Source organism: Pseudomonas sp. B35(2017), assembly GCF_002113645.1.
GTDB classification, from domain to species: domain Bacteria; phylum Pseudomonadota; class Gammaproteobacteria; order Pseudomonadales; family Pseudomonadaceae; genus Aquipseudomonas; species Aquipseudomonas ekonensis.
The window spans coordinates 37,253-57,631 of sequence record NZ_NEIZ01000011.1 but is presented as its reverse complement, the minus strand read 5'-3'; the positions used below and the strand labels follow the sequence as shown (position 1 = coordinate 57,631).

Here is a 20,379-nt window from a genome sequence, read left to right as displayed (position 1 = left end):
TGAGGTGATGGCCGCTGCAAAGTCGGGAGGCCAAAGAGGGGAGAGTCTACTGGCAAATGCGTCGATTGTGGTCGAACTCGCGTGCGTCCTCGCTTCGGGGGATTTACAAGCATCGGGAGGACAATCTATTAATTGACGCCAGAATAGTGGCATTTTAGTATTTCGATATTGTTTTGATATCATTTTTTGCTTCGAGGGATCGGACATGCACTCACGCCTCTTTGCGGCGAGGCCGGGCGCAGGCTTGCCCTGTCTGCCCATGCCTGCCGTTGTCCTTGATGGAGCCGTTGCGCACTTCGATGCGCACTTCTTCTGACCTGTCTTCCTGGCGCCGTCTGCGCTGACCGGGCGCAAGGCGCCGCACTGCTGCATCTGCATTCTTCTAAAAACAATTATCCGAGATCATCGACATGGATGTTCGCCACCCGACCCTCCCGGCCGGCCAACCCGCTGCTGCCGTCATTCCGCGCGAGCGCTTCTTGGGCATGCCCAAGCGCGGGCTGGCGTTCCTGCTGGCGAACGTCATGTTCTGGCAGCCGTTGTGGGCGCAGGCGGACGGGATCGTGGTGGCCAACCCCGGCACCGGGCTGGACCGGGCCGGCAACGGCGTGCCGATCGTCAACATCGCCACGCCCAACGGCACGGGGCTGTCGCACAACCAGTTCAACGACTACAACGTCGGCGCCCAGGGGGTGATCCTCAACAACGCGGCCACCCAGACCGCCGCCACCCAACTGGGCGGCCACATCATCGGCAACCCGAACCTGAAGAACAGCGGCTCGGCCCAGACCATCCTCAACGAAGTGGTCGGCGGCAGCCCGAGCCAGCTGCGCGGCTACACCGAGGTGGCGGGGCAGTCGGCGCGGGTGATCGTGGCCAACCCCTACGGCATCACCTGCAGCGGCTGCGGCTTCATCAACGCACCGCGGGTCACGCTGACCACCGGCAAGCCGGTGCTGGACAACGGACGCCTCGACCGCTTCCAGGTCGACCAGGGCAGCGTCGCCATCGAAGGCGAGGGCCTGAACGCGGGCAACGTCGACCGCTTCGAGATCATCACCCGCAGCGCCAAGATCAACGCCCGGCTCCAGGCGCAGAACCTGGCCATCGTCGCCGGACGCAACGACGTCAACGCCGACAGCCTCAACGCCACGGCCCGCGCCGACGACGGCAGCGCCAAGCCGCAGCTGGCCATCGACAGCTCGGCCCTGGGCGGGATGTACGCCGGGGCGATCAAGCTGGTGGGCACCGAGGCCGGGGTCGGCGTGAAGCTCGACGGCAAACTGATCGCCAGCGGCGGCGACATCCAGCTCGACGCCAACGGCCAGCTGAGCCTGGCCGAGGCCTCGGCCACCGGCGCCGTCAACGTCAAGGCCGCCGGCCTCGATGCGCGCGGCGCGGTCTACGCCGGCACCGCGCTGAACGTGCAGACCCAGGGCGACCTGACCAACCGCCAGACCCTCGCCGCCCGCGACAGCATCGCCCTGACGGCGGGCGGTCAGCTGAGCAACGCCGGCATCGTCGAGGCCGGGGTCAATGCCGACAACAGCCGCAACGCCAACGGCGATGTGAGCCTGAGCGCGCAGAGCCTCAGCAACAACGGCAAGAGCGTGGTCGCCAGCCGCAACCTGACCGTCACTGTGGCGCAGAACCTGAACAACCAGGGCGGCACGCTCAGCGGGCAGCGCACGGCGGTCACGGCCGGAACGCTGGACAACCGCGACGGTGCGCGGGTGCTGGGCGGCCAGTCCCTGAGCCTGAATGCCGGCCAGGTGCTGAACGGCAAGGGCGTCATCAACAGCGGCGGCAACTTCAACGGCAACGTCGGGCAGTTCAGCAACTCCGGCGGCGAGTTCTCCAGCCAAACCGACAGCGTCCTGGTCGTCACCGCGCTCGACAACGTCGCCGGCATCATGACCGCCGGCCGTTTGCTGGACCTGAGCGCATTGGGTGCGATCAACAACAGCGCCGGCAAGATCGGCGCAAAGCAAAATGTGATCGTGCGCGCGCAGCAACTCGACAACAGCCAGCAAGGCCAGTTGACCAGTGAAGGCACGCTGACCACCCGGATCGGCGGCCAGCTCGACAACCGCAAAGGCTTGATCCAGGCCAACGGCGCGATGGATGTGCAGGCCACCCGCCTGGACAACGGCGCGGGCAAGGTATCGTCGCTCAACACCCTGATCCTCAACAGCACGAACACCGACAACCGAGGCGGCTTGATTCGTGCCGATCTGGCGACGAAGCTGACGGTCGGAGAACTGGACAACCGTGAAAAGGGACGGATATCCGGCAAGGGCGACATCGAGGCGAACATCGACGTCCTAAGCCAACAGGGCGGTGAACTGGTCGCCGAAGGCAACCTGACGCTGACCGGCAAGCAGCTGGGCAACCGCGAGGACAGCCTGGTCGCTTCGCTCAAGGCCCTGACCGTGAACGTCGATCAGATCGACAACCGGGGCGGTTCGCTGTCCGGCGGGCAGGGCCTGCTGATCAGCGGTGCGCGCCTGGACAACAGCGACAACGGCAAGGTGCTGTCCGACACGACCCTGGGCCTGAAGGTCGCGCAGATCATCAACGCCACCAACGGCCTGATCTTCGGCAAGGGCGCCGTGACGCTGAGCGGCATCGGCCTGAGCAACGTGGGCGGACGGATCGTCACCCAGAAGGACCTGAAGCTGGCCTTCGACGAGGTCATCGACAACCAGAACGGCCTGATCAGCGGCGACGGCCGCTTGACCCTCGATGCCGGGCGCCTCGACAACCGCTTGGGCAAACTGTCGGGCCTTGAGGCGATCGCGCTGACCAGCGTCGGCGCCGCGCTGAACCAGGGTGGCCTGATCGTTTCGCAAAAAGGCCTGACCTTCGCCAGCGGCAGCCTCGACAACAGCGACGCCGGCCTGATCAGCGCCAAGGGTGACTCGACCCTGAGCACCGGCGAGTTCAAGAACCGCCGGGGCGGCAGCCTGGCCACCGACGGCACGCTGCTGCTGACGGCCGCGCACCTGGACAACGGCGGCGGCAAGATCGGCAGCCAGCAGCAGATGACGGTATCGCTCACGTCGCTGGAGCAGGACGGCGGCGAACTGTTCAGCAACGGCGACCTGACGCTCGACATGAACCGGGGCCTGCTGGACAACCGGCGCGGCAACCTCCGCACGCCCGGCCAGTTGCTGCTCAAGAACCTCGGCGAGGTGAACAACGGCGCCGGCGAGATCGCCGGCGCCAAGGCCTGGAGCCTGACTGCGCAGAGCCTGAGCAACGACGGCGGCAAACTGCTGAGCAACGAGAAGCTCACCCTGGTCGTCGACCGGGCGCTGAGCAACGTCAAGGGGCTGATCGCCGCCGCCGGCCTCGACAGCCGCAGCGCCAGCCTGGACAACACCGACGGCGAAATCCGCATCCGCGGGGAGGCGGGGCTCACCGTCAGCGACACCTTCGGCAACCAGGCCGGGGTGGTCATCGCCGACGCCAGCCTGACCGTCGACGCCGCCAGCCTGGACAACCGCCGCGAAGGCCTGGTGGGCGCCGCAAAAGTGCTGAAACTCACCGTCGGCCGCCTCGACAACCGCACCGGCGAGCTGTCGGGCAAGGCCGACGTGAGCCTCACCGGCGCCTGGCTCGACAACAGCGACAGCGGCTACCTCCTGGCCGGCGGCAACCTGGCGCTGACCGTGGGCGAGGTGTTCAACCGCAACGGCGGCGTGCTGGCCGGCGATGCGGGGCTGACGCTGACCGGGGCGACCCTGGAGAACAGCGGCCGGCTGAGCACGTTGCGTGATTTGTCGATCAACCTGTCGTCGACCCTGAACAACGATCAGGGCCGTCTCGTCAGCGAAGGCGCGCTGTCGGTCAATGCCCAGAGCCTGAGCAACGACAAGGGCGTGGTCTCCAGCGCCAAGGCCCTGAGCGTCGACACCCACGGAGCCGTGAGCAACAAGGGCGGCCAACTGCTGACCGACGCCGCGCTCACCCTCAACAGCCAGTCGCTGGACAACCAGGACAAGGGCGTCATCAGCAGCAAGGGCAACCTGAGCCTCACCACCGGCGCGCTGAACAACAGCCGCGGGAGCCTCTTCTCCGGCGGCCGGCTTGAGCTCGATGCGGGCCAGGTGACCAACACCGCCGGCAGCCTGGGCGCCGCCACCGAGTTGGCGGGCAAGGTCCGCGGCCTGGATCAGCAGGGCGGCAAGCTCTTCAGCCAAGGCAGCCTGAGCCTGGACCTGCAAGGCGGCGCGCTGAACAACGAAGACGGACTCATCAACGCACCCGGTGTGCTGTCGTTGACCCACCTCGTCGGGATCGACAACCGCAACGGCGAGATCTCCAGCGCACAGGCCTTCGACCTGATCGCCGAGTCCCTGGACAACAGCGGCGGCCAGGTGCTGAGCAACCAGAAGCTGACCCTGACGCTCGACAAGGCCCTGACCTCGGTCAAGGGCAAGATCGCCGCAGCGGCGCTTGAGGTTCGTGCCGCGAGCCTGGACAACAGCGACGGCGGGGTGCTGCTCAGCGACAGCGACCTGAGCGTGACCGTCGACGGCCTGCTGGACAACGGCAACGGCACGGTCAAGGCCGCCAAGCAACTGACCCTCAGCAGCACCGGCCTGAACAACCGGGGCGGCACGTTGCTGGGCGGCACCGGCATCGGCATCGACCTGGGCACGACGGCGGCGGATCTCAATAACCAGAACGGCCTGATCAACACCAAGGGCGTGCTGAGCATTGCGCACCTGCGCGACCTGGACAACCGCAAGGGCGAGATCTCCAGCGTCAACGGCTTCAGCCTGACCGGCAACCGCCTGGACAACCGTGGCGGCAACCTGATCAGCAACGACCGCCTGCACCTGACGGCAGCCGAAACCCTGAACCAGGGCGGCCTGGTGTCCGGCTGGAACGGCGTGACCGTCGACGGCGGCAGCCTCGACAACAGCCAGGAAGGCACGGTCTCCAGCCAGTTCGGCGATCTGACCATCGACCTCAGCGGCGCGTTGGTCAACCACAGCAAGGGCGGTCTGGGCGGCAAGCGCGAGGTGACCATCAAGGCGGCCAGCCTCGACAACACCGCCGGCATCATCACCAGCGGCGCCAAGCAGACGCTGACCGTCACCGGCGGTACGCTGACCAACGCCTCGGGCGGCCTGATCGAAAGCAGCGGCACCCTCGACATCCGCGCCACTGGCCTGAACAACGCCGGCGGCCGCATCACCGCCGGCCAGGCGATGACCTTCACCGGCACGTGGCTGGACAACAGCGGCGGCAGCCTGGTCGGCGACGGCAGCGTTGCCCTCGACCTGCTCGGCGCCCTGACCAACATCAACGGCGCCCTCGGCAGCGCGGGCCCGTTGACGGTGCTGCGCGCCAGCGGCATCGACAACCGAGGCGGCCAGGTGATCAGCCAGGGCTCCTTGAGCCTGCTGACCGGCGGCGACCTGAACAACAGTGGGCGCGGCACGGTCTCGGCCAACGGCGAGTTGGCGATCACAGCCGACGGCACCGTGCACAACGACACCGACGGGCTGATCTTCAGCCGCGACGCCGGCGTGAACATCAAGGCCAGCGCCTTCGGCAACGGCAAAGGCGCGGTGCAGAGCTACTCCGCATTGACGGTGGACGCGGGCACCGGGGCCATCGACAACCAGGGCGGCAAGCTCATCGCCCGGACCGGTGACCTGAACCTCACCGCCGCCAGCCTCGACAGCCGCGGCGGCGTGCTGTCCAGCCTCAAGGGCCTGCTGCAGACCCGCCTGACCGGCGTGCTGCGCAACGGCCAGGGCGGCAAGCTTGAAGGCGCACGCCTCGACCTGCGGGCCTTGGGCGGCATCTACAGCGACGGCGGACGCATCGCCGCCAACGCCGGCGACATCCTGCTCAACGCCGGCGGCAACGCCATCGACAACAGCGGCGGCGGGATCTACGCCAAAGGCGCGGTGAACATGGTCGCCGGCTCGCTGAACAACAATGCGGGCCAGGTCAGCGGCAACGGCATCGGTCTGGGGCTCGACGGCAACCTGAGCAACCGCGGCGGCCTGATCGAAAGCGCCGCTTTGCTGGCCATCCGCGCCGCCAACCTCGACAACCAGGGCGGCAAGCTGCGGGCGCTGGGCAGCGGCGGTAAGACCGATTTCCAGATCGGCAGCCTGTTCGACAACCGCAACGGCCTGGTGGAGACCGCCAACACGGACTTCATCCTGAACGCGCCGAGCCTGCTCAACGCAGGCGGCACCATGACGCACGTGGGGACGGGGGAATTCGGCCTCTCGACCGCCAACGTCATGAACGCCGGCGGCGCGCTGGTCACCCGTGGCGGCCTGACGCTCAACGCCGACAGCTGGACCAACAGCAGCGTGATCCAGGCCGGCCGCCTGACCGTCAACGTCAACCGCTTCACCCAGACCGCCAGTGGGCAACTGCTGGCCTCGGACAAACTGGTCGGGCGCGGCGCGAGCTGGACCAACGACGGGTTGATCGCCAGCGACGGCGAGCTGGATATCCAGTTGAGCGGCGGGTACGGCGGCAATGGCCGCCTGAGCAGCCTGGGCAATCTGACGTTTGCGGCGGCACAACTCGGCTTGACCAACGCCGCCAGCATCGGCGCAGGCGGGCAGGGCAAAGTCACCGTGGGCGGGTTGCTCAACAACGCCGGCGGACGCTTGACGGCCGGCGGTGACTTGACGATCGATGCCGGCGCCGTGACCAACAGCGGCACGCTGGGCGCGGCTCAGACGCTGACGGTGAGGACGGCCAGCCTGCTCAATGACCGTGGGCTGATCTTCAGCGGCGGCAACATGAACCTGCTGGTCAATGACTTCACCAACCAGACCGGCGATGTCTACAGCATCGGCAATCTCACGATCGGCGGAAAGGACGGGGGGCGCGCCAATGCCGTCAACAACCAGGCCGCGTCGATCAATGTCGATGGCGATTTTTCGCTGTCGGCCAACAGCTTCAACAACAAGACCGAAGGCGTGGTCGGCGAGGAGAAGTTCATCTCGGGTGACATCACCTTCGACGGCTCCGCGACGTTCTATGTCAACGAAAGCTTCGAATCGACCTCGACGATCTCAGGCCCCCAGGCGTCCCTCAATGTGGCGGGCAACCTGACCGGCAACGTCGGAGCGTTCACCAACACGGCCTCGCTGATATCGGCCGGCAAGAACATCAAGCTCGACGTCGACACCTTCGACAACTTCGGCCTGCAGTCGGGCACCTTCACCCGCTCGCGGATCTTCAAGCTCGGCGGGTTGCCCGGCAAGCAGACGAGCTGGATCAGCACCGACCTGCAAGCCTATGCAGACCGCAACTCCAAAAACCAGTACGACTACATCGAAACCTGGCATGAGCCGGACAAGGGCGGAACGCATTGGGACTACACCGCGATCGCCAAGCAGATGCTCGGCAAGACCAACGCGAAGTTCGGCACCGGCCCCGAGGTCGCCGTCCCCGGCCAGATTCTGGCGGGCGACCTGAAAAAGGACACCCGTGTCTTCACTGACGGCGGCGGCAGCGTTTCCTCCGTTGTCCAGGCGGGTCAGGCGGTTGAGATCAACGCCAAAACCACGATCCGCAACGGTAACCTCAATCCCTATACCCACTTCGACGGCACGGCCAAGGAGGGGACGGACACCGGTGTGAAGAGCGCCGTCAAGCCAACGGTCATCTTCTTGAATCCACAACTGCCGCCGGATCTGGCCCAGCAACAGGTCAACCCGTTGGCGCTGCCGGGCTTCACCCTGCCGACCGGGGAAAACGGCCTGTTCCGTTACAGCGGCAAAGGCGGCAGCGAGCCGGCGGTGACGCCCGGCAAGGACTGGACCATCGGCACCGTCGCCGCCGGCACCACCCAGCGCTCGGACGGCATGCCTTCCCGGCCGGCCACCGAGCTGACGTTCGACAAGAGCGGTCCGGTCTCGACGACCAAGCGCGACCTGACCCTGGCCGCCCGTCCGTCGCTGAACCTCAATGGCCAGACGGCGCCGATCAACGTCAACGCGGTCGCCGGCGACGGTCCGGTCGGCGTGCTGGCGCCCGACCGCACTCAGGCCTCGTTCGATGTGCCGCGGGTTCAGGGGCTGCCCGACACCAGCGTGCGCTCCAACCCGCACAAATACCTGATCGAGACCAACCCGGCGCTGACTGACCTCAAGTCGTTCATGAGCTCGGACTACCTGCTGGGCAAACTCGGCTACGACCCCGACACCAGCGCCAAGCGCCTGGGCGACGGCCTGTTCGAGCAGCGCCTGGTGCAGCAGGCCGTGGTCGCCCGCACGGGCCAGCGCTTCATCGACGGCCAGACCTCCGACGAAGCGATGTTCAAGTACCTGATGAACAACGCGGTGGCGAGCAAGAACGAGCTCAACCTGTCCGTCGGCGTGACCCTGACCGCTCAGCAAGTGGCGGCGCTGACCCACGACATCGTCTGGCTCGAAGAGCACGAAGTGAACGGCGAAAAGGTCCTGGTGCCGGTGCTGTACCTGGCCCAGGCCAACAATCGACTGGCGCCGAACGGGGCGTTGATCCAGGGACACGATGTCGATCTGATCGCAGGCAAAGACCTGGTCAACGCAGGCACGTTGCGCGCCAGCAACAATCTGGCCGCGAGCGCCGGGCTGGACCTGACCAACAGCGGCCTGATCGAAGCGGGGAACCGCCTGGGCCTGCTGGCCGTGCATGACATCGTCAACAAGTCGGGCGGCATCATCGCCGGGCGAGACGTCAACCTTGTGACCTTGACGGGGGACATCGTCAACGAGCGTTCGGTGAGCACCGATGCCTTCGACGGCAAGGGCAAGTCGTTCCAGCGTGACGTCGTCGACAGTGCAGCGCGCATCGAGGCGGCGAATGACCTGACGATCTTCTCGGGCCGGGACATGCTCAGCGTGGGAGGTTCGATGTCCAGCGGGCGGGATGTCCGGATCGAGGCCAGTCGGGACATCGCCATCGCTTCGGCTCAACAGATCAACGTCGACGGCGGTGCCCGGCAGAGCAGCTCCGTCACTCAGTTCGGCTCAAGCCTGAGTGCCGGACGCGATATCTCGATGAGTGCGGGTCGTGACTTTGCCGCAGTCGCCAGTGACATGAACGCCAAACGCAATTTCACGCTCATTGCGGACGGCGATGTGACCATCGCTTCCGGGGCCGATGAAAGCCACTCCTATTACAAGACCAAGAAGGTGACCGCCCAGGAAGACCACGTCAAACAGATCGCCAGCACGATCACTGCCGGCGGCGATGTCGCCATTCGGGCAGGCGATGACCTGACGTTGATCTCCAGCCGGATCAAGGCCGGCAACGAAGCCTATCTGGTGGCCAGGGACGAGCTCGAAGTATTGGCCGCGCAAGACACGGACTACTCGCTGTACGACAAAAAGGACAAGGGCAGTTTCGGCAGGAAGAAACTGCGTCATGACGAAGTCACGCAGGTGACGCATGTCGGCAGTGAAATCACGACCGGAGGCAACATGGCGCTGGTCAGCGGCGGCGACCAGAGATTCCAGGTCGCGAAGCTCGACAGTGGTGGCGGCATCAGCCTGGACAGCGGCGGTAAGATCGTGTTCGAAGGGGTCAAGGACCTTCACGACGAGAGCCATACCAAGACCAACGACAGCGCTTTCTGGGTATCGTCCAAGGGCAAGGGCAACACGGACGAGACGTTCCGTCAGACACAGATGTCCGCCAAGGGCGAAATCGCCATCAAGGCGGTGGAAGGCCTTAAGATCGATGTGAAGCAGATCAATCAGCAGACGGTCAGCGAATCCATCGATGCCATGGTCAAGGCCGATCCGCAGATGGCGTGGCTCAAGCAGGCCGAAGCGCGCGGAGACGTGGACTGGCGGCAAGTGAAGGAAATCCACGAGTCGTTCAAATACTCGAACTCCGGGCTCGGGCCGGCCTCTCAACTGATCATCGCCATTGCGATGGCCGCCATCATCGGGCCGATGATGGCGGGCATGAACGCGATGCTGCAGGGCGTGGCCATCACCGCCGCGACGAAAGCGACGGTCAGCACGATCGATAACCGGGGCAACCTCGGGAAAATCCTGAAAGACATGACCTCCGAAGATGCCATCAAAAGCTACGTTGTCGCCGCGGCCACGGCGGGGGTCACCCAGGGGTTGAAGTTCGACGTGGGCAACATCAGCCTGACCCCGGAGGGGTTCAAGGTCATAGCCACCAAGGTGACGGCCGACGCCCTGATCAAAACGGTCGTCTACGGCGGCAGCTTCAAGGACAACCTGGTCAGCTCGGCTACCGGAACGCTGACTGCCATCGGCGCGGCCATGGGGGCGGGCGCCATCGGAGACTTGAAGCTGCCTGAAGGCAGCATCGAGAAAATTCTGCTGCACGCTGGCCTGGGCGGGCTGCTGTCCAAGGCCATGGGAGGGGATTTCCGCACGGGGGCGATCGCCGGCGGTGCCAACGAGTTCCTGGTGGGCCTGCTCGGGGACAAACTGTTGCCGGCCAACTATGTGCCGGGCACGCCTGAATACATTCAGGCACAGGCCAACCTGCTGGCCATTTCCCAGATCGTAGGCGTGCTGGGGGCCACGGCGTCAGGGGGTGACCCGAGCACGGCGGCCTCGGTGGCGGCCAATGGGACGCTCTACAACTATCTGTCCCACCAGGCCTTCTCGGAGGTTGAAGACTGCCTGAACGGCAAGACGTGCTCCACCAAAGAGGAAAAGAACGCTGCCATCGCGAAGGCGGAGAAGCTCAGCGAGTTCCTCGATTCGGAGATGCGCAGCATGTGCGACAAGGCCCCCCAGAGCGACGGCTGCCGCACGGCAGTCAACGCGGCGCTGAAGTACATCGCCATGCAGGACGCCTGGAATGTCATGCACAACGACGTGGCGCGCACATCGCACACGACCTTCGACTACCTCTACAACACGCAAGGGGCCTCAGACCGCCTGGTGACGTACCTGAACACCATCGACAACCGGGCCAACTTCTTCGGGGCCAGCAACCTGTATGAACAGGAACTGGGGATCGGGGCCAACTGGTTCGGGGGCGCTGAGGCGGTATCCAGAGCGCCGTTGACTGGGTTGGGGGCGGACGGGAACGGATCCTTCCTGAGCTTTGGCCTGGGCTGGTTCCTGGCCCCGGTCTACGACTGGCGCAAGGCGGCGGGGGACGCGCTGATCACGGGCGGCTTCGATAATTTCAAAGACCTGTACAACAAATCGGCCACTGATCCGGTTGCCTGGGACATCAAACAGTTGAAAAACGAACAGTCGCTGCTGCAGACCATCCATGAGAAGTTCCTGGGTGACCATTCATGGTTCACGACCGTCGGCAAATACGCCACGGACACGTCGCTCAATCCGCTCATCGGCGACAAGCAAGGTGTCGACGGCGGTGTGGTCATCCTGGATTACCGCTCAAGGGTGAACTATGGCTGCAAGCTCTTGGGCCTGTCGAAAGCCCAGGGCTGCACCCCATGATCAAGGCTCGATACCCACGCGGGAAGGTCTTCCTGGCCTTCTTCCTGTGCCCGATGGTGGTCGGGGGGATCGCCGGAATCATCAAGACGGCCACAGTGTTTGCCCACTTGATCGATACGCCGAAACTGCTGGGGGAAGTCAGGGGGGGCGAACTGCTGCTGATGCCCTTCCTGGCGCCTTTCCTCGCGCAGTTGGTGTTCTTTCTGCCTTTTCTGTTTTTTGCGCTGGCGATCGCTTTGATGAAGGTCAGGAAGACGGCGCTGAACTGTTTGCTGGTCGCTCTGGCAGGCGCCGGAGTCGCCGCCGGATGGATGTTCTGGTTCGTATTGCTCGTTGTGCGGAACAACGACATCAACGGCGGCGAGATTTCGGATTACTGGCTGGAGCTATCGGTGTCGTTCCTGGCGTCGATGGCCAGCTGCTGGCTGGCCGCCCGGACATTTCTGCCGCAGCAGGACTCCGAAGACCGGGCACCTGACGGGCAATGACGCCGCAGGTGGCGACGTCGCGCGGTCATTTGGGGTAGAGCGGCGGCAACCCGCTGTCGCCCACCGGATCCTTCGCCCGCTCAGCCGCCGGAATGGTGCGGATCGCCCGCCACAAGTCTTCGCCTTGCCAGTGCTGGCCGGTTTCACTGTAGAGCGCGCCGTTGAGGCCGTCCAGGGCATCGGACAGCGGCACGAAGCGGGCGGCCATGTCGGCCAGGGTTTCCGGTTGCTGGCGGGCCCAGGCGTCGAGGGCCTGGCGGGTGGCGTGGGGGTCGTTGGCTTGGCTGGCGCGCTTGATGTCGTCAAGCAGCGTGCGCGGGCTCGGGCCGGTCTGGGCGGCGCGCAGGATCGCCGGTTGCCAGCGGGCCCGCCACCACAGGCCGAAGCCGAGGGCGGTGGTGCACGCCAGGACCAGCGTGCTGAGTTTCCACCACCACAGCGCTTCGCTGTCGGCGCCGCCCGAGGCCTGGGTGCCGGCCGGAGTGTCCACCTGCAGGCTCGGGTTGCTCGCCACTTGCAGGGTGCGCGCCGGCAGGCTGCTGTGTTCCAGGTGATCTTCGAAGGTGTTCCACCAGACCACTTCCACCGTCGGCAGCTCGATGGCGCCGCTGCGGCTGGGCACCAGCGCCTCGCGCTCCTCGCGGCTGCCGGTCAGGCCCCGGTCGCCGCTCTGATTGCTGAGCACCGGTTGGTCCGGATAGCGGCGCAAGCCGTTGGCCTCGGTGGCCGGCAGCGCGGGCAACTGGGAACTGGCCAGGCCTTCGGCCTTGAGGGTCAGGCTGCGGGTCAGGGAATCGCCGACCTGCAGGTGATCCGGCTCCGGGTTCCAGCTCTCGCTCAGGGTCAGGCTGCGGGCCGGCAGCCACGGCGCGTCGGCCGGGTAGGTGATGGGTTTGGGCTTGACCGTCAGCGCCGTCGCGGCGGAGCTGATGCGCATCAGCTTGCCCGGCTTCGGCCCTTGGGTGGAGGTGTCCGCGGACGGTCGCGTATCGACCAGCGTTGCGCTGAACGTCTGCGGGGCGATGCTCAGCAGGCCGCTGTGCTGGGGGTAGATCGCGTAGCGCATTTCGATCACGCCGTGGCGCACGCCGTTGATGTCTTTTTCGTAGGTGCGGGTGTCGCCCAACTGTTCGATGCGCGCGTCGGCGATCTGCAGCGGCGTCAGGCTGCTGTCGTCGTACAGCGACACCGAATGGTAGATGCGCACGGTCAGCACCGCCTGGGCCTGCACGTAGACGCTGCTCTGGTCGAGGCTGGCCTCGATGAACACCGGATCCAGGCCGTCGGCGCTCTCGCGGTCGTCGCTCTCGACCACCTGCACGGTGATCGGCTGGCTCTGCGCGTCGCCCAGCTGCAGCGGCGGAATCACCACGCTGCCGTTGTTTTTCGGCAGCAGGGTGACGATCCAGCGCGTGGTGGCGCGGTTGTCGCCGTTGAGGGTGTTCAACTGGTTGACCTGACGGGTGCCGCGCACTTCGAACTGCGGCTCCAGCGGGGCCAGGTCCGGCTTGCCGAACTGCGTGACATCGTTGGATTCCAGGGTGAGCTCCACCGTCTCGCCGGAGTTCAGGCGCGTGCGGTCCACGCTGGCTGTCAGCCCGGCCGCCTGGGCGGTGGCCGTGCAGATCAGCAGGGGCAGCAAGAGTGCGGTGAAACGGCTCATCGAATGTTTTCCTGATCCTGATGTTGTTGCTGTTCGTACCAGAACTTGCGTCGCAGCAGTTCACCCGGATCGTCCGGGATCTTGCCCAGCCATTGTTCCAGTGCCTGGCGCTGCTCGCCTTCGAGGTTGTCTTCGGCGGGGCGCAGCAGCGGCGGTGTGGCGTTCTGTTCGCCCTGCGGTTCGCTTTCGCTCAGCTCATCGGTGCCCGGCAGCGGCGGGGCGGTCGGCGGCGGTTCGCTGGCCGCAGGCGGCGGTGCGGTGTCGCTCGGGGATTCGCTGTTGGCCACAGGCGGCGTCGCGGCCGGTGGCGGCGGTTCGTCGCCCGGCAGGTTCTGCGGCGTCGACGGCTTCTGCGGTTCGGCGGGCGGCGGGGCGTTTTTCTGTTTCAGCAGGTTCTCCACCAAGGCCTTGTTGGTCAGTGCCGGGCGCAGGTCCGGTTGGCGCTCCAGGGCTTGATCGTAGGCGTCCAGCGCCGCTTCCAGCTCGCCGCTCCTGGCCAGGGCATTGCCTCGATTGTAGTGGGCGCGGGCGTCGTTGCCTTCGGCGAAGCGCTGGGCGGCGCCGCTGTAGTCGCCGGCCTCGTACAGCGCCACCCCTTGCCATTGCGGATCTTCGAAGTGCTTGGCCGCTTCGGCCGGGCGCTTCTGCTTGAGCAGGTGCAGGCCCTGTTGGTCGGGACGCAGCCACAGGTCTTCGAAATCGAACGCGTAGCCGGGCAGCGGCAGGCACCACAGCAGCGGCAGGCAAAACAGCCAGCCGCGGCGCCCGGCGCAGGCGGCGAGCAGCAACAGCGGCAGCAGCAGCCAATAGCCCTGGTCGGCCCAGGTGTCCAGGCGCAGGGTCTGGCCGTCGTCGCGCAGGCTGCGGGGGCCGTCGAGCAGGCCGAGGGCGCGCAGGTCGGACTCGTCCAGGCGGGCGCCGCGGTACTCGCCGCCCACCGAATTGAGAAACGCATTGAGGCCCGCGCCGTCCAGCTGCGGCACGCGGATCGCGCCTTGGGCGTCCTTGAGGAAACTGCCGTCCTCCTGGGCGATCGGCGCGCCTTCGGCGGTGCCGACCCCGAGCATCAGCAGTTGCGGGGACTGCCCGCCCAGCGCCCGGCGAATGCCCAGGCGTTCCTCTTCCGACAGCGACGAACCGATCAGCAGGATTCGCCCCTGGCCCAAGGCGCCCTGTTTGAGCAGGGTCAGGGCCTTGTTCACCGCCAGGTCGGCGCGATGACCGCTTTGCGGCATCAGCGACGGCTTGAGCGCGTCCAGCAGGTTGCGGCTGGTGGCCAGATCATCGGAGAGCGGCACCAGCGTGTGGGCGCTGCCGGCGAACACGACGATGGCGGTCTGCGCGTCGCTGCGTGCCTGCAACAGGTCGAACAGCTTGCGCCGTGCCTGTTCCAGCCGGGTCGGCGGCGAGTCGGTGGCCAGCATCTCCGGGGTCAGTTCCAGCAGCACCACCAGCGGGTCGGCGGGTTTCTGGGTGGTCTGCTCGACCCGTTCCCAGCTCGGCCCGAGCAGCGCCGCGAGGGCCAGCAGCCAGGCCACGCCGAGGGCGATCCACGGCAGTTTGCTGTCGCGTCCGCCGCCCCCGCGCAGGAGAGTGGAATGGAAGGCCGGCGGCAGGATCACCTGCCAGCGCCCGGCGCGCTTCTGCCGGTGCCAGAGCTGCCAGAGCAGCCAACCCAGCAACGGCAGCAGCAACAGCCACCAGGGGCGGAACCAGTGCGGCCAGAGCGTGATCATCGACGCCTCCGCAGACGCAGGCGCTTGAGGCGGGCACGCCAGTCAGGCAATGGGCTCTGCAAATACAATTCCTTGCTGAAGAGGCGTTGCAGCGGGTTGTCCGGCCACAGCTCGCGGACCACCAGCAACAGGCTCAGCAGCAGCGCCAGCGCCAGCGGCCATTGATACAGCGCCTGGGCCGGGCGGGCCTGGGTCGGTTGCTGGGCCACCGGTTCGAGGCGGTCGAGGGTGTCCTTGACCGCTTGCAGCTCCTGGCCGTCGCGGGCACGGAAATAGCGGCCGCCCGTGGCCTCGGCGATGGCCTTGAGCGCCGGCTCGTCGAGGTCCAGGGTCGGGTTCGCGCCGAGCAGGGCGGTGCTGCCGCTCGACTCGGGGTCGGCGCCGATGCCGATCGGGTAGATTCTCACGCCCTCGCCGGCGGCCAGGCGGGCGGCGGTCAATGGGTCGATTTCGCCGCCGTTGTTGGCGCCGTCGGTGACCAGCACCAGCACGCGGCTCTGGGCCGGACGCATGCGCAGGCGCTTGAGGGCCAGGCCGATGGCGTCGCCGATGGCGGTGTTCTTGCCGGCGATGCCGATCCGCGCCTCGTCGAGCCAGACCCGCACCGTGTGGCGGTCGAAGGTCAAAGGCGCCTGCAGGTACGCCTGGCTGCCGAACAGGATCAGGCCGACCCGGTCGCCGTCGCGGCTTTCCAGGAAGTCACCGAGCAAGTGCTGCACCAGCGACAGGCGGCTGATGTCTTCGTCCTGCCATTGCATGTCGGGGAAGTCCATCGAGCCGGACACGTCCACCGCCACCAGCAGGTCGCGGCCGCTGGCAGCGATCGGCAACGGTTCGCCCAGCCATTGCGGGCGGGCGGCGGCGATCAGCAGAAACAGCCACAGCAACAGGAACGGCGCCTGCTGCCGCCAGGCCGGCAGGTTGGCCCGGGCCCGGCGGCGGGCGAGGCCTTCGAGGTCGGCGAGAAAGCTCACCTTCAGCGCGGGCTCGCCGCTGTCGGCCACCGGCAGCACCAGGCGCATCAGCCAGGGCAGCGGCAGCAGTGCGAAGACCCACGGCCAGGCGAACTCAAACATGCTTGCGGATCCAGGTGTCGACCGCTTGGGTCAGGCCGGCGATGGCCTTGTCGTCGAGCTTGCATTCGGGTTTGTAGGCGCCTTCGACCAGCACCATCCAGCGCGTCAGGCCGGCGGCCGGGCAGCGGTTGTCGAGGAACGCCAGCCATTTGCGGCCGTTGAGGGTGTGGCTTTGGCTGTTCGGGTAATGGTTGCGGCACAGGCGCTTGAGCAGGCCGTTGAGCTGCTGCAGCCAGGCACCGGCGGGCGCGCCGTCATAGGGCTTGGCCATTTGCGCCAGTTCGGCGAGGGCGGCCAGGCGTACCGGATCCAGCGGCAGTTCGGCCCGCACGATCGGGCGCTTCTTCACCGGAATGAGCCGGCGCAGGCGCCACAGGGCGAAACCCGCCAGGGGCAGCAGCAGAAGCAGCAGCCACCAGCCCGGCGCCGGCGGCCAGAAGGCGACCGGTGGCGGGGACATCAGCGGCTGCAGTTGTTCGAGGCCGTTCATCGTGCGCTGCCCGGACGCTGCGGATTGAGGAACTCACGCATCTGCTCGACCATTTCGCTCTGGGTGCTCAGGGGCATCAGCAGTACGCGCAGCTTCTGCGCCAGCAGCTCCCAACGGGCGATCCGCGCTTCGGCCTGGGCGCGGTAGGTCTGGCGCAGGTCGAAGTTGAGGGTGTCCAGCTCCAGTTGCGCACCGCGCTCGGCGAACCGCAGCAGCCCGGCGGCCGGCAGGGCGTGATCCAGCGGGTCGGACAGCGGCAACAGCAACAGGTCGCAGTGGCGCGACAGCAGGCTCAGTTGCTGTTCGGCGCTGTCGGACAGCACCCGCTCGTCGCAGATCACGATCACCAGGCTGCCCGGCCGCAGCACCTCGCGGGCGCGGCGCAACGCCACGCCGAACGCATCGCGGTCCGGTTCGCGCTCGCTGTGCAGCGCCTGGTTGGCGCGCACCAGCCGGTTGAGCAGTTGCAGCAGGCTCTGCTTGCTGCGCCGCGGCTTGATCTCGTAATGCTCGTTGTCGCCGAACACCAGTCCGCCGACCCGGTCGTTGTGGCCCAGCGCCGCCCAGCCGATCAGAGCCGCCGCCTGCGCGGCGAGCACCGACTTGAACATCAGCCCGGAGCCGAAGAACAGCCGTCGGCTCTGCTCGACCATGATGAAGATCGGCCGCTCGCGCTCCTCGTGGAACAGCTTGGTGTGCGGCTCCTGGGTGCGGGCGGTCACGCGCCAGTCGATGGTGCGCACGTCGTCGCCGGCCTGGTAGACCCGCACCTGGTCGAAGTCCACGCCGCGGCCGCGGAACTTCGAATGGTGCAGGCCGATCAGCGGGCTGCGCTGGCTCGGCGTGGAAAACAGCTGCACCTCACGGACGCGGTGACGCATCTCGATCAGCTCGGCGAGGCTGACGCGGATGCCCGGTTCGGACGGCAGGGGGGCGTTCATGGCGGTCAAGCGACGGCAACGACGTCAAGGATGCGCTGCACCACCCGGTCTTGGTCGATGCCGGCGGCTTCCGCCTCGAACGACAGGATGATGCGGTGGCGCAGCACGTCGAACAGCACGGCCTGGATGTCTTCCGGGCTGACGAAATCGCGGCCGGCGAGCCAGGCGTGGGCCCGGGCGCAGCGGTCGAGGGCGATGGAACCGCGGGGGCTGGCGCCGTAGGCGATCCACTCGGCCATTTCCGGGTCGAACTTGGCCGGGTTGCGCGTGGCCATGACCAGTTGCACCAGGTATTCCTCCACGGCGTCGGCCATGTACAGCCCGAGGATTTCCTTGCGCGCCGCGAAGATCGCCTGCTGGCTGACCCGCCGCTCAGGCTTGGTCTCGCCGTTGAGGGCTTCGCCGCGGGCCTGCTGGAGGATGCGCCGTTCGACGGCCGCGTCCGGGAAACCGATCTTGACGTGCAGCAGGAAGCGGTCGAGCTGGGCTTCGGGCAGCGGGTAGGTGCCTTCCTGCTCGATCGGGTTCTGCGTGGCCATCACCAGGAACAGCGGCGACAGTTCATAGGTGCTGCGCCCGACGCTGACCTGGCGTTCGGCCATGGCTTCGAGCAATGCCGACTGCACCTTGGCCGGGGCACGGTTGATTTCGTCCGCCAGCACCAGGTTGTGGAAGATCGGGCCTTGCTGGAACACGAAGCTGCCGGTCTCCGGACGGTAGATCTCGGTGCCGGTGACGTCCGCCGGCAGCAGGTCGGGGGTGAACTGGATGCGATGGAACTGGGCATCGATGCCTTCGGCCAGCTCTTTGATCGCCTTGGTCTTGGCCAGGCCCGGCGCGCCCTCGACCAGCATGTGGCCGTCGGCGAGCAGGGCGATGAGCAGGCGCTCGATGAGTTTTTCCTGGCCGAGGATCTGCGTTGAAAGAAAGGTGCGCAGCGCCAGCAGCGCTTCACGATGTTCCATCGGTGACTGTTCCTGGAAAGGGTGGCCGCAGACGTTCGGATAACGCCGGGGCTGGGGGCGTTACTTTAATCCATCGCGGGGGGTGGCGACTAACGGCATTTTGCGCAAAGTGCGGGAAATGACCGGGTAACGATCGCATGGGGGGATGGCTGTCACCGCTCCAGTGCGGGCAACGCGGATCAAGCGGACTTCGGCCGTGCACAAAGTCCTGCGGGAGCCAGCCTGCTGGCGATGGCGCCTGCACGGATGCCATCGCCAGCAGGCTGGCTCCCACAGGGGATGTGCGCGATACAGATCCGGGGGGGCAGGCTTGCTCCGGGTGGCGATCCGACGATGGGCCCGCCCTGGCGACTTCAGGCCTGGCGGATGTAAGTGCCGGTGCCGTCCAGAATGTTCTTCAGGGTCTCTTCGACCTCGTCGAGATCCACCATGTCCGGGTTGAAGGTGATCTCCAGCACGTCGTCACCGTTCAGCGCATCGGCATCCGCCGCCGCGATTTCGATCTTCAGCAGGGTTTTGGTCAGGGTGACCTTCACACCTTCCAGGGTCGAAGGGTCGCCATCCAGGGTGATCTCCAGTTCATCCTCGTCCGGGTAGCGGCTCATCAGGAACATTTCGCCCTTGTCGCTGTGGCAGCAGAGCATGGCCATGTTGTCTTCTTCGTCGTCGCACGGATTGACGATGAGCAGGGCGGTGGTCATTTGCATGGGGAGGATTCCTGAGGGGCCGGACGCGATGGGGCGGAGAAAAAGTGTGATTCTGCCAGTCCGAAGAGGAATCTGCTGCTACATCTTCAATTTTTTTGCCTCTTGCTCAGCCAACGTTCGATCTTGAATCGTGGGATGGAGTACAGAGAAGGAACAAACAAAAAAGGGGTGCCAAAGAGAACATCGCCAAGGCATGAGTCATGCCCCTTACATCACCTTTTTTGCCAGCGGTTCAATGATTCGATAATAGAAACAGACCATGAGCAGGAATATGCACACCGGAGTGAATGCTATGTATAGCAGTATCGATGATGAAAATAGCGTGTAGAACAGAAAGTTTTGTCCTGCGATCCTGAGCTTCTCGTTTCGGATCGCCAGGTCGACGGAATTGAAATAAGCCTGGTGTGCGAAAAATAGGCAGAGGAGTAGGAATGCAAAGGCCGTGGCCATTATTTTTATGGCTGAATTGCGCTGCAGGTCTTTCTTTATTGTGTCAATCCTTTTGCAGTTTCTGAACAAAAGGATCGCGCCGGCTATTGGCCCCGTCAGTGCGATGTAATTCGTGGTGATTTTTGAGCTCAGTGGCAGCTTTGAAGACCAGAAGCCGATGTCGTCGACCAGGTAGGCATCGAGGAAATGCTCGAGGGCAGTATGTAGCGGCTCGCCTATGAGCGGGACTATCAAGTTGACAAGCAGCATCGGCATCGTGATTGCCAAAAGGAAAGCCAATGATATTGTCGGCTTTTCTTTTTTTTTTTTTTTTTTTTTTTTTTTTTTGTTTTTTTTTTTTTTTTAATTAAAATAGGTTTGTTGTTTTTTTTTGTTTTTTATTTTTTTTATTTTTTTTTTATGTTTAATTAAAGGGTTTG

The 20,379-nt window shown here is 65.5% G+C and carries 10 protein-coding genes; 2 read left to right on the top strand and 8 right to left on the bottom strand.

Going from position 1 to position 20,379, the window contains the following annotated elements:
* The first annotated feature begins 410 nt into the window (after window positions 1-410).
* Both CAG41_RS18400 and CAG41_RS18395 read left to right on the top strand, forming a co-directional pair.
* The gene (locus tag CAG41_RS18400; protein ID WP_085707291.1) at window positions 411-11,444 is read left to right on the top strand and encodes a filamentous hemagglutinin N-terminal domain-containing protein; all 11,034 of its coding nucleotides are present in this window, start codon (window positions 411-413) and stop codon (window positions 11,442-11,444) included.
* Window positions 11,441-11,932 (top strand): hypothetical protein, encoded by a 492-nt coding sequence (locus tag CAG41_RS18395; protein WP_170930056.1) that lies wholly within the window; start codon window positions 11,441-11,443, stop codon window positions 11,930-11,932. Before CAG41_RS18400 ends, CAG41_RS18395 begins: the two co-directional genes overlap by 4 nt.
* A gap of 25 nt (window positions 11,933-11,957) precedes the next feature.
* On the opposite strand, the gene CAG41_RS18390 is transcribed toward CAG41_RS18395, so the two are convergent.
* The 8 genes from CAG41_RS18390 to CAG41_RS18355 form a co-directional block, all read right to left on the bottom strand.
* Complete coding sequence (locus CAG41_RS18390; protein WP_085707290.1) at window positions 11,958-13,595, bottom strand: BatD family protein; 1,638 nt, start codon at window positions 13,593-13,595, stop codon at window positions 11,958-11,960.
* Window positions 13,592-15,331, bottom strand: a complete 1,740-nt coding sequence (locus CAG41_RS18385; RefSeq protein ID WP_085633369.1) for a tetratricopeptide repeat protein — start codon at window positions 15,329-15,331, stop codon at window positions 13,592-13,594. Before CAG41_RS18385 ends, CAG41_RS18390 begins: the two co-directional genes overlap by 4 nt.
* On the bottom strand, window positions 15,328-16,407 hold the full coding sequence (locus tag CAG41_RS18380; RefSeq protein WP_085586886.1) for a VWA domain-containing protein: 1,080 nt from the start codon (window positions 16,405-16,407) through the stop codon (window positions 15,328-15,330). Before CAG41_RS18380 ends, CAG41_RS18385 begins: the two co-directional genes overlap by 4 nt.
* Entirely contained in the window at window positions 16,400-16,897 is a 498-nt protein-coding gene (locus tag CAG41_RS18375) for a DUF4381 domain-containing protein (RefSeq protein ID WP_085586887.1), read from the bottom strand. The genes CAG41_RS18380 and CAG41_RS18375 overlap by 8 nt, the downstream gene beginning before the upstream one ends.
* Window positions 16,894-17,838: a DUF58 domain-containing protein gene (locus CAG41_RS18370; RefSeq protein ID WP_085586888.1), complete on the bottom strand. Its 945-nt coding sequence runs from the start codon at window positions 17,836-17,838 to the stop codon at window positions 16,894-16,896. The genes CAG41_RS18375 and CAG41_RS18370 overlap by 4 nt, the downstream gene beginning before the upstream one ends.
* Window positions 17,839-17,843: 5 nt before the next feature.
* The gene (locus CAG41_RS18365) at window positions 17,844-18,803 is read right to left on the bottom strand and encodes a MoxR family ATPase (protein ID WP_085586889.1); all 960 of its coding nucleotides are present in this window, start codon (window positions 18,801-18,803) and stop codon (window positions 17,844-17,846) included.
* A 353-nt stretch (window positions 18,804-19,156) separates the two neighbouring features.
* Window positions 19,157-19,510 carry a hypothetical protein gene (locus CAG41_RS18360; protein ID WP_085586890.1) on the bottom strand — a complete coding sequence of 118 codons (354 nt, stop codon included), beginning with the start codon at window positions 19,508-19,510 and terminating at the stop codon, window positions 19,157-19,159.
* 207 nt (window positions 19,511-19,717) lie between these two features.
* The gene (locus CAG41_RS18355) at window positions 19,718-20,215 is read right to left on the bottom strand and encodes a hypothetical protein (protein ID WP_139834981.1); all 498 of its coding nucleotides are present in this window, start codon (window positions 20,213-20,215) and stop codon (window positions 19,718-19,720) included.
* Between the last annotated feature and the right edge of the window lie 164 nt (window positions 20,216-20,379).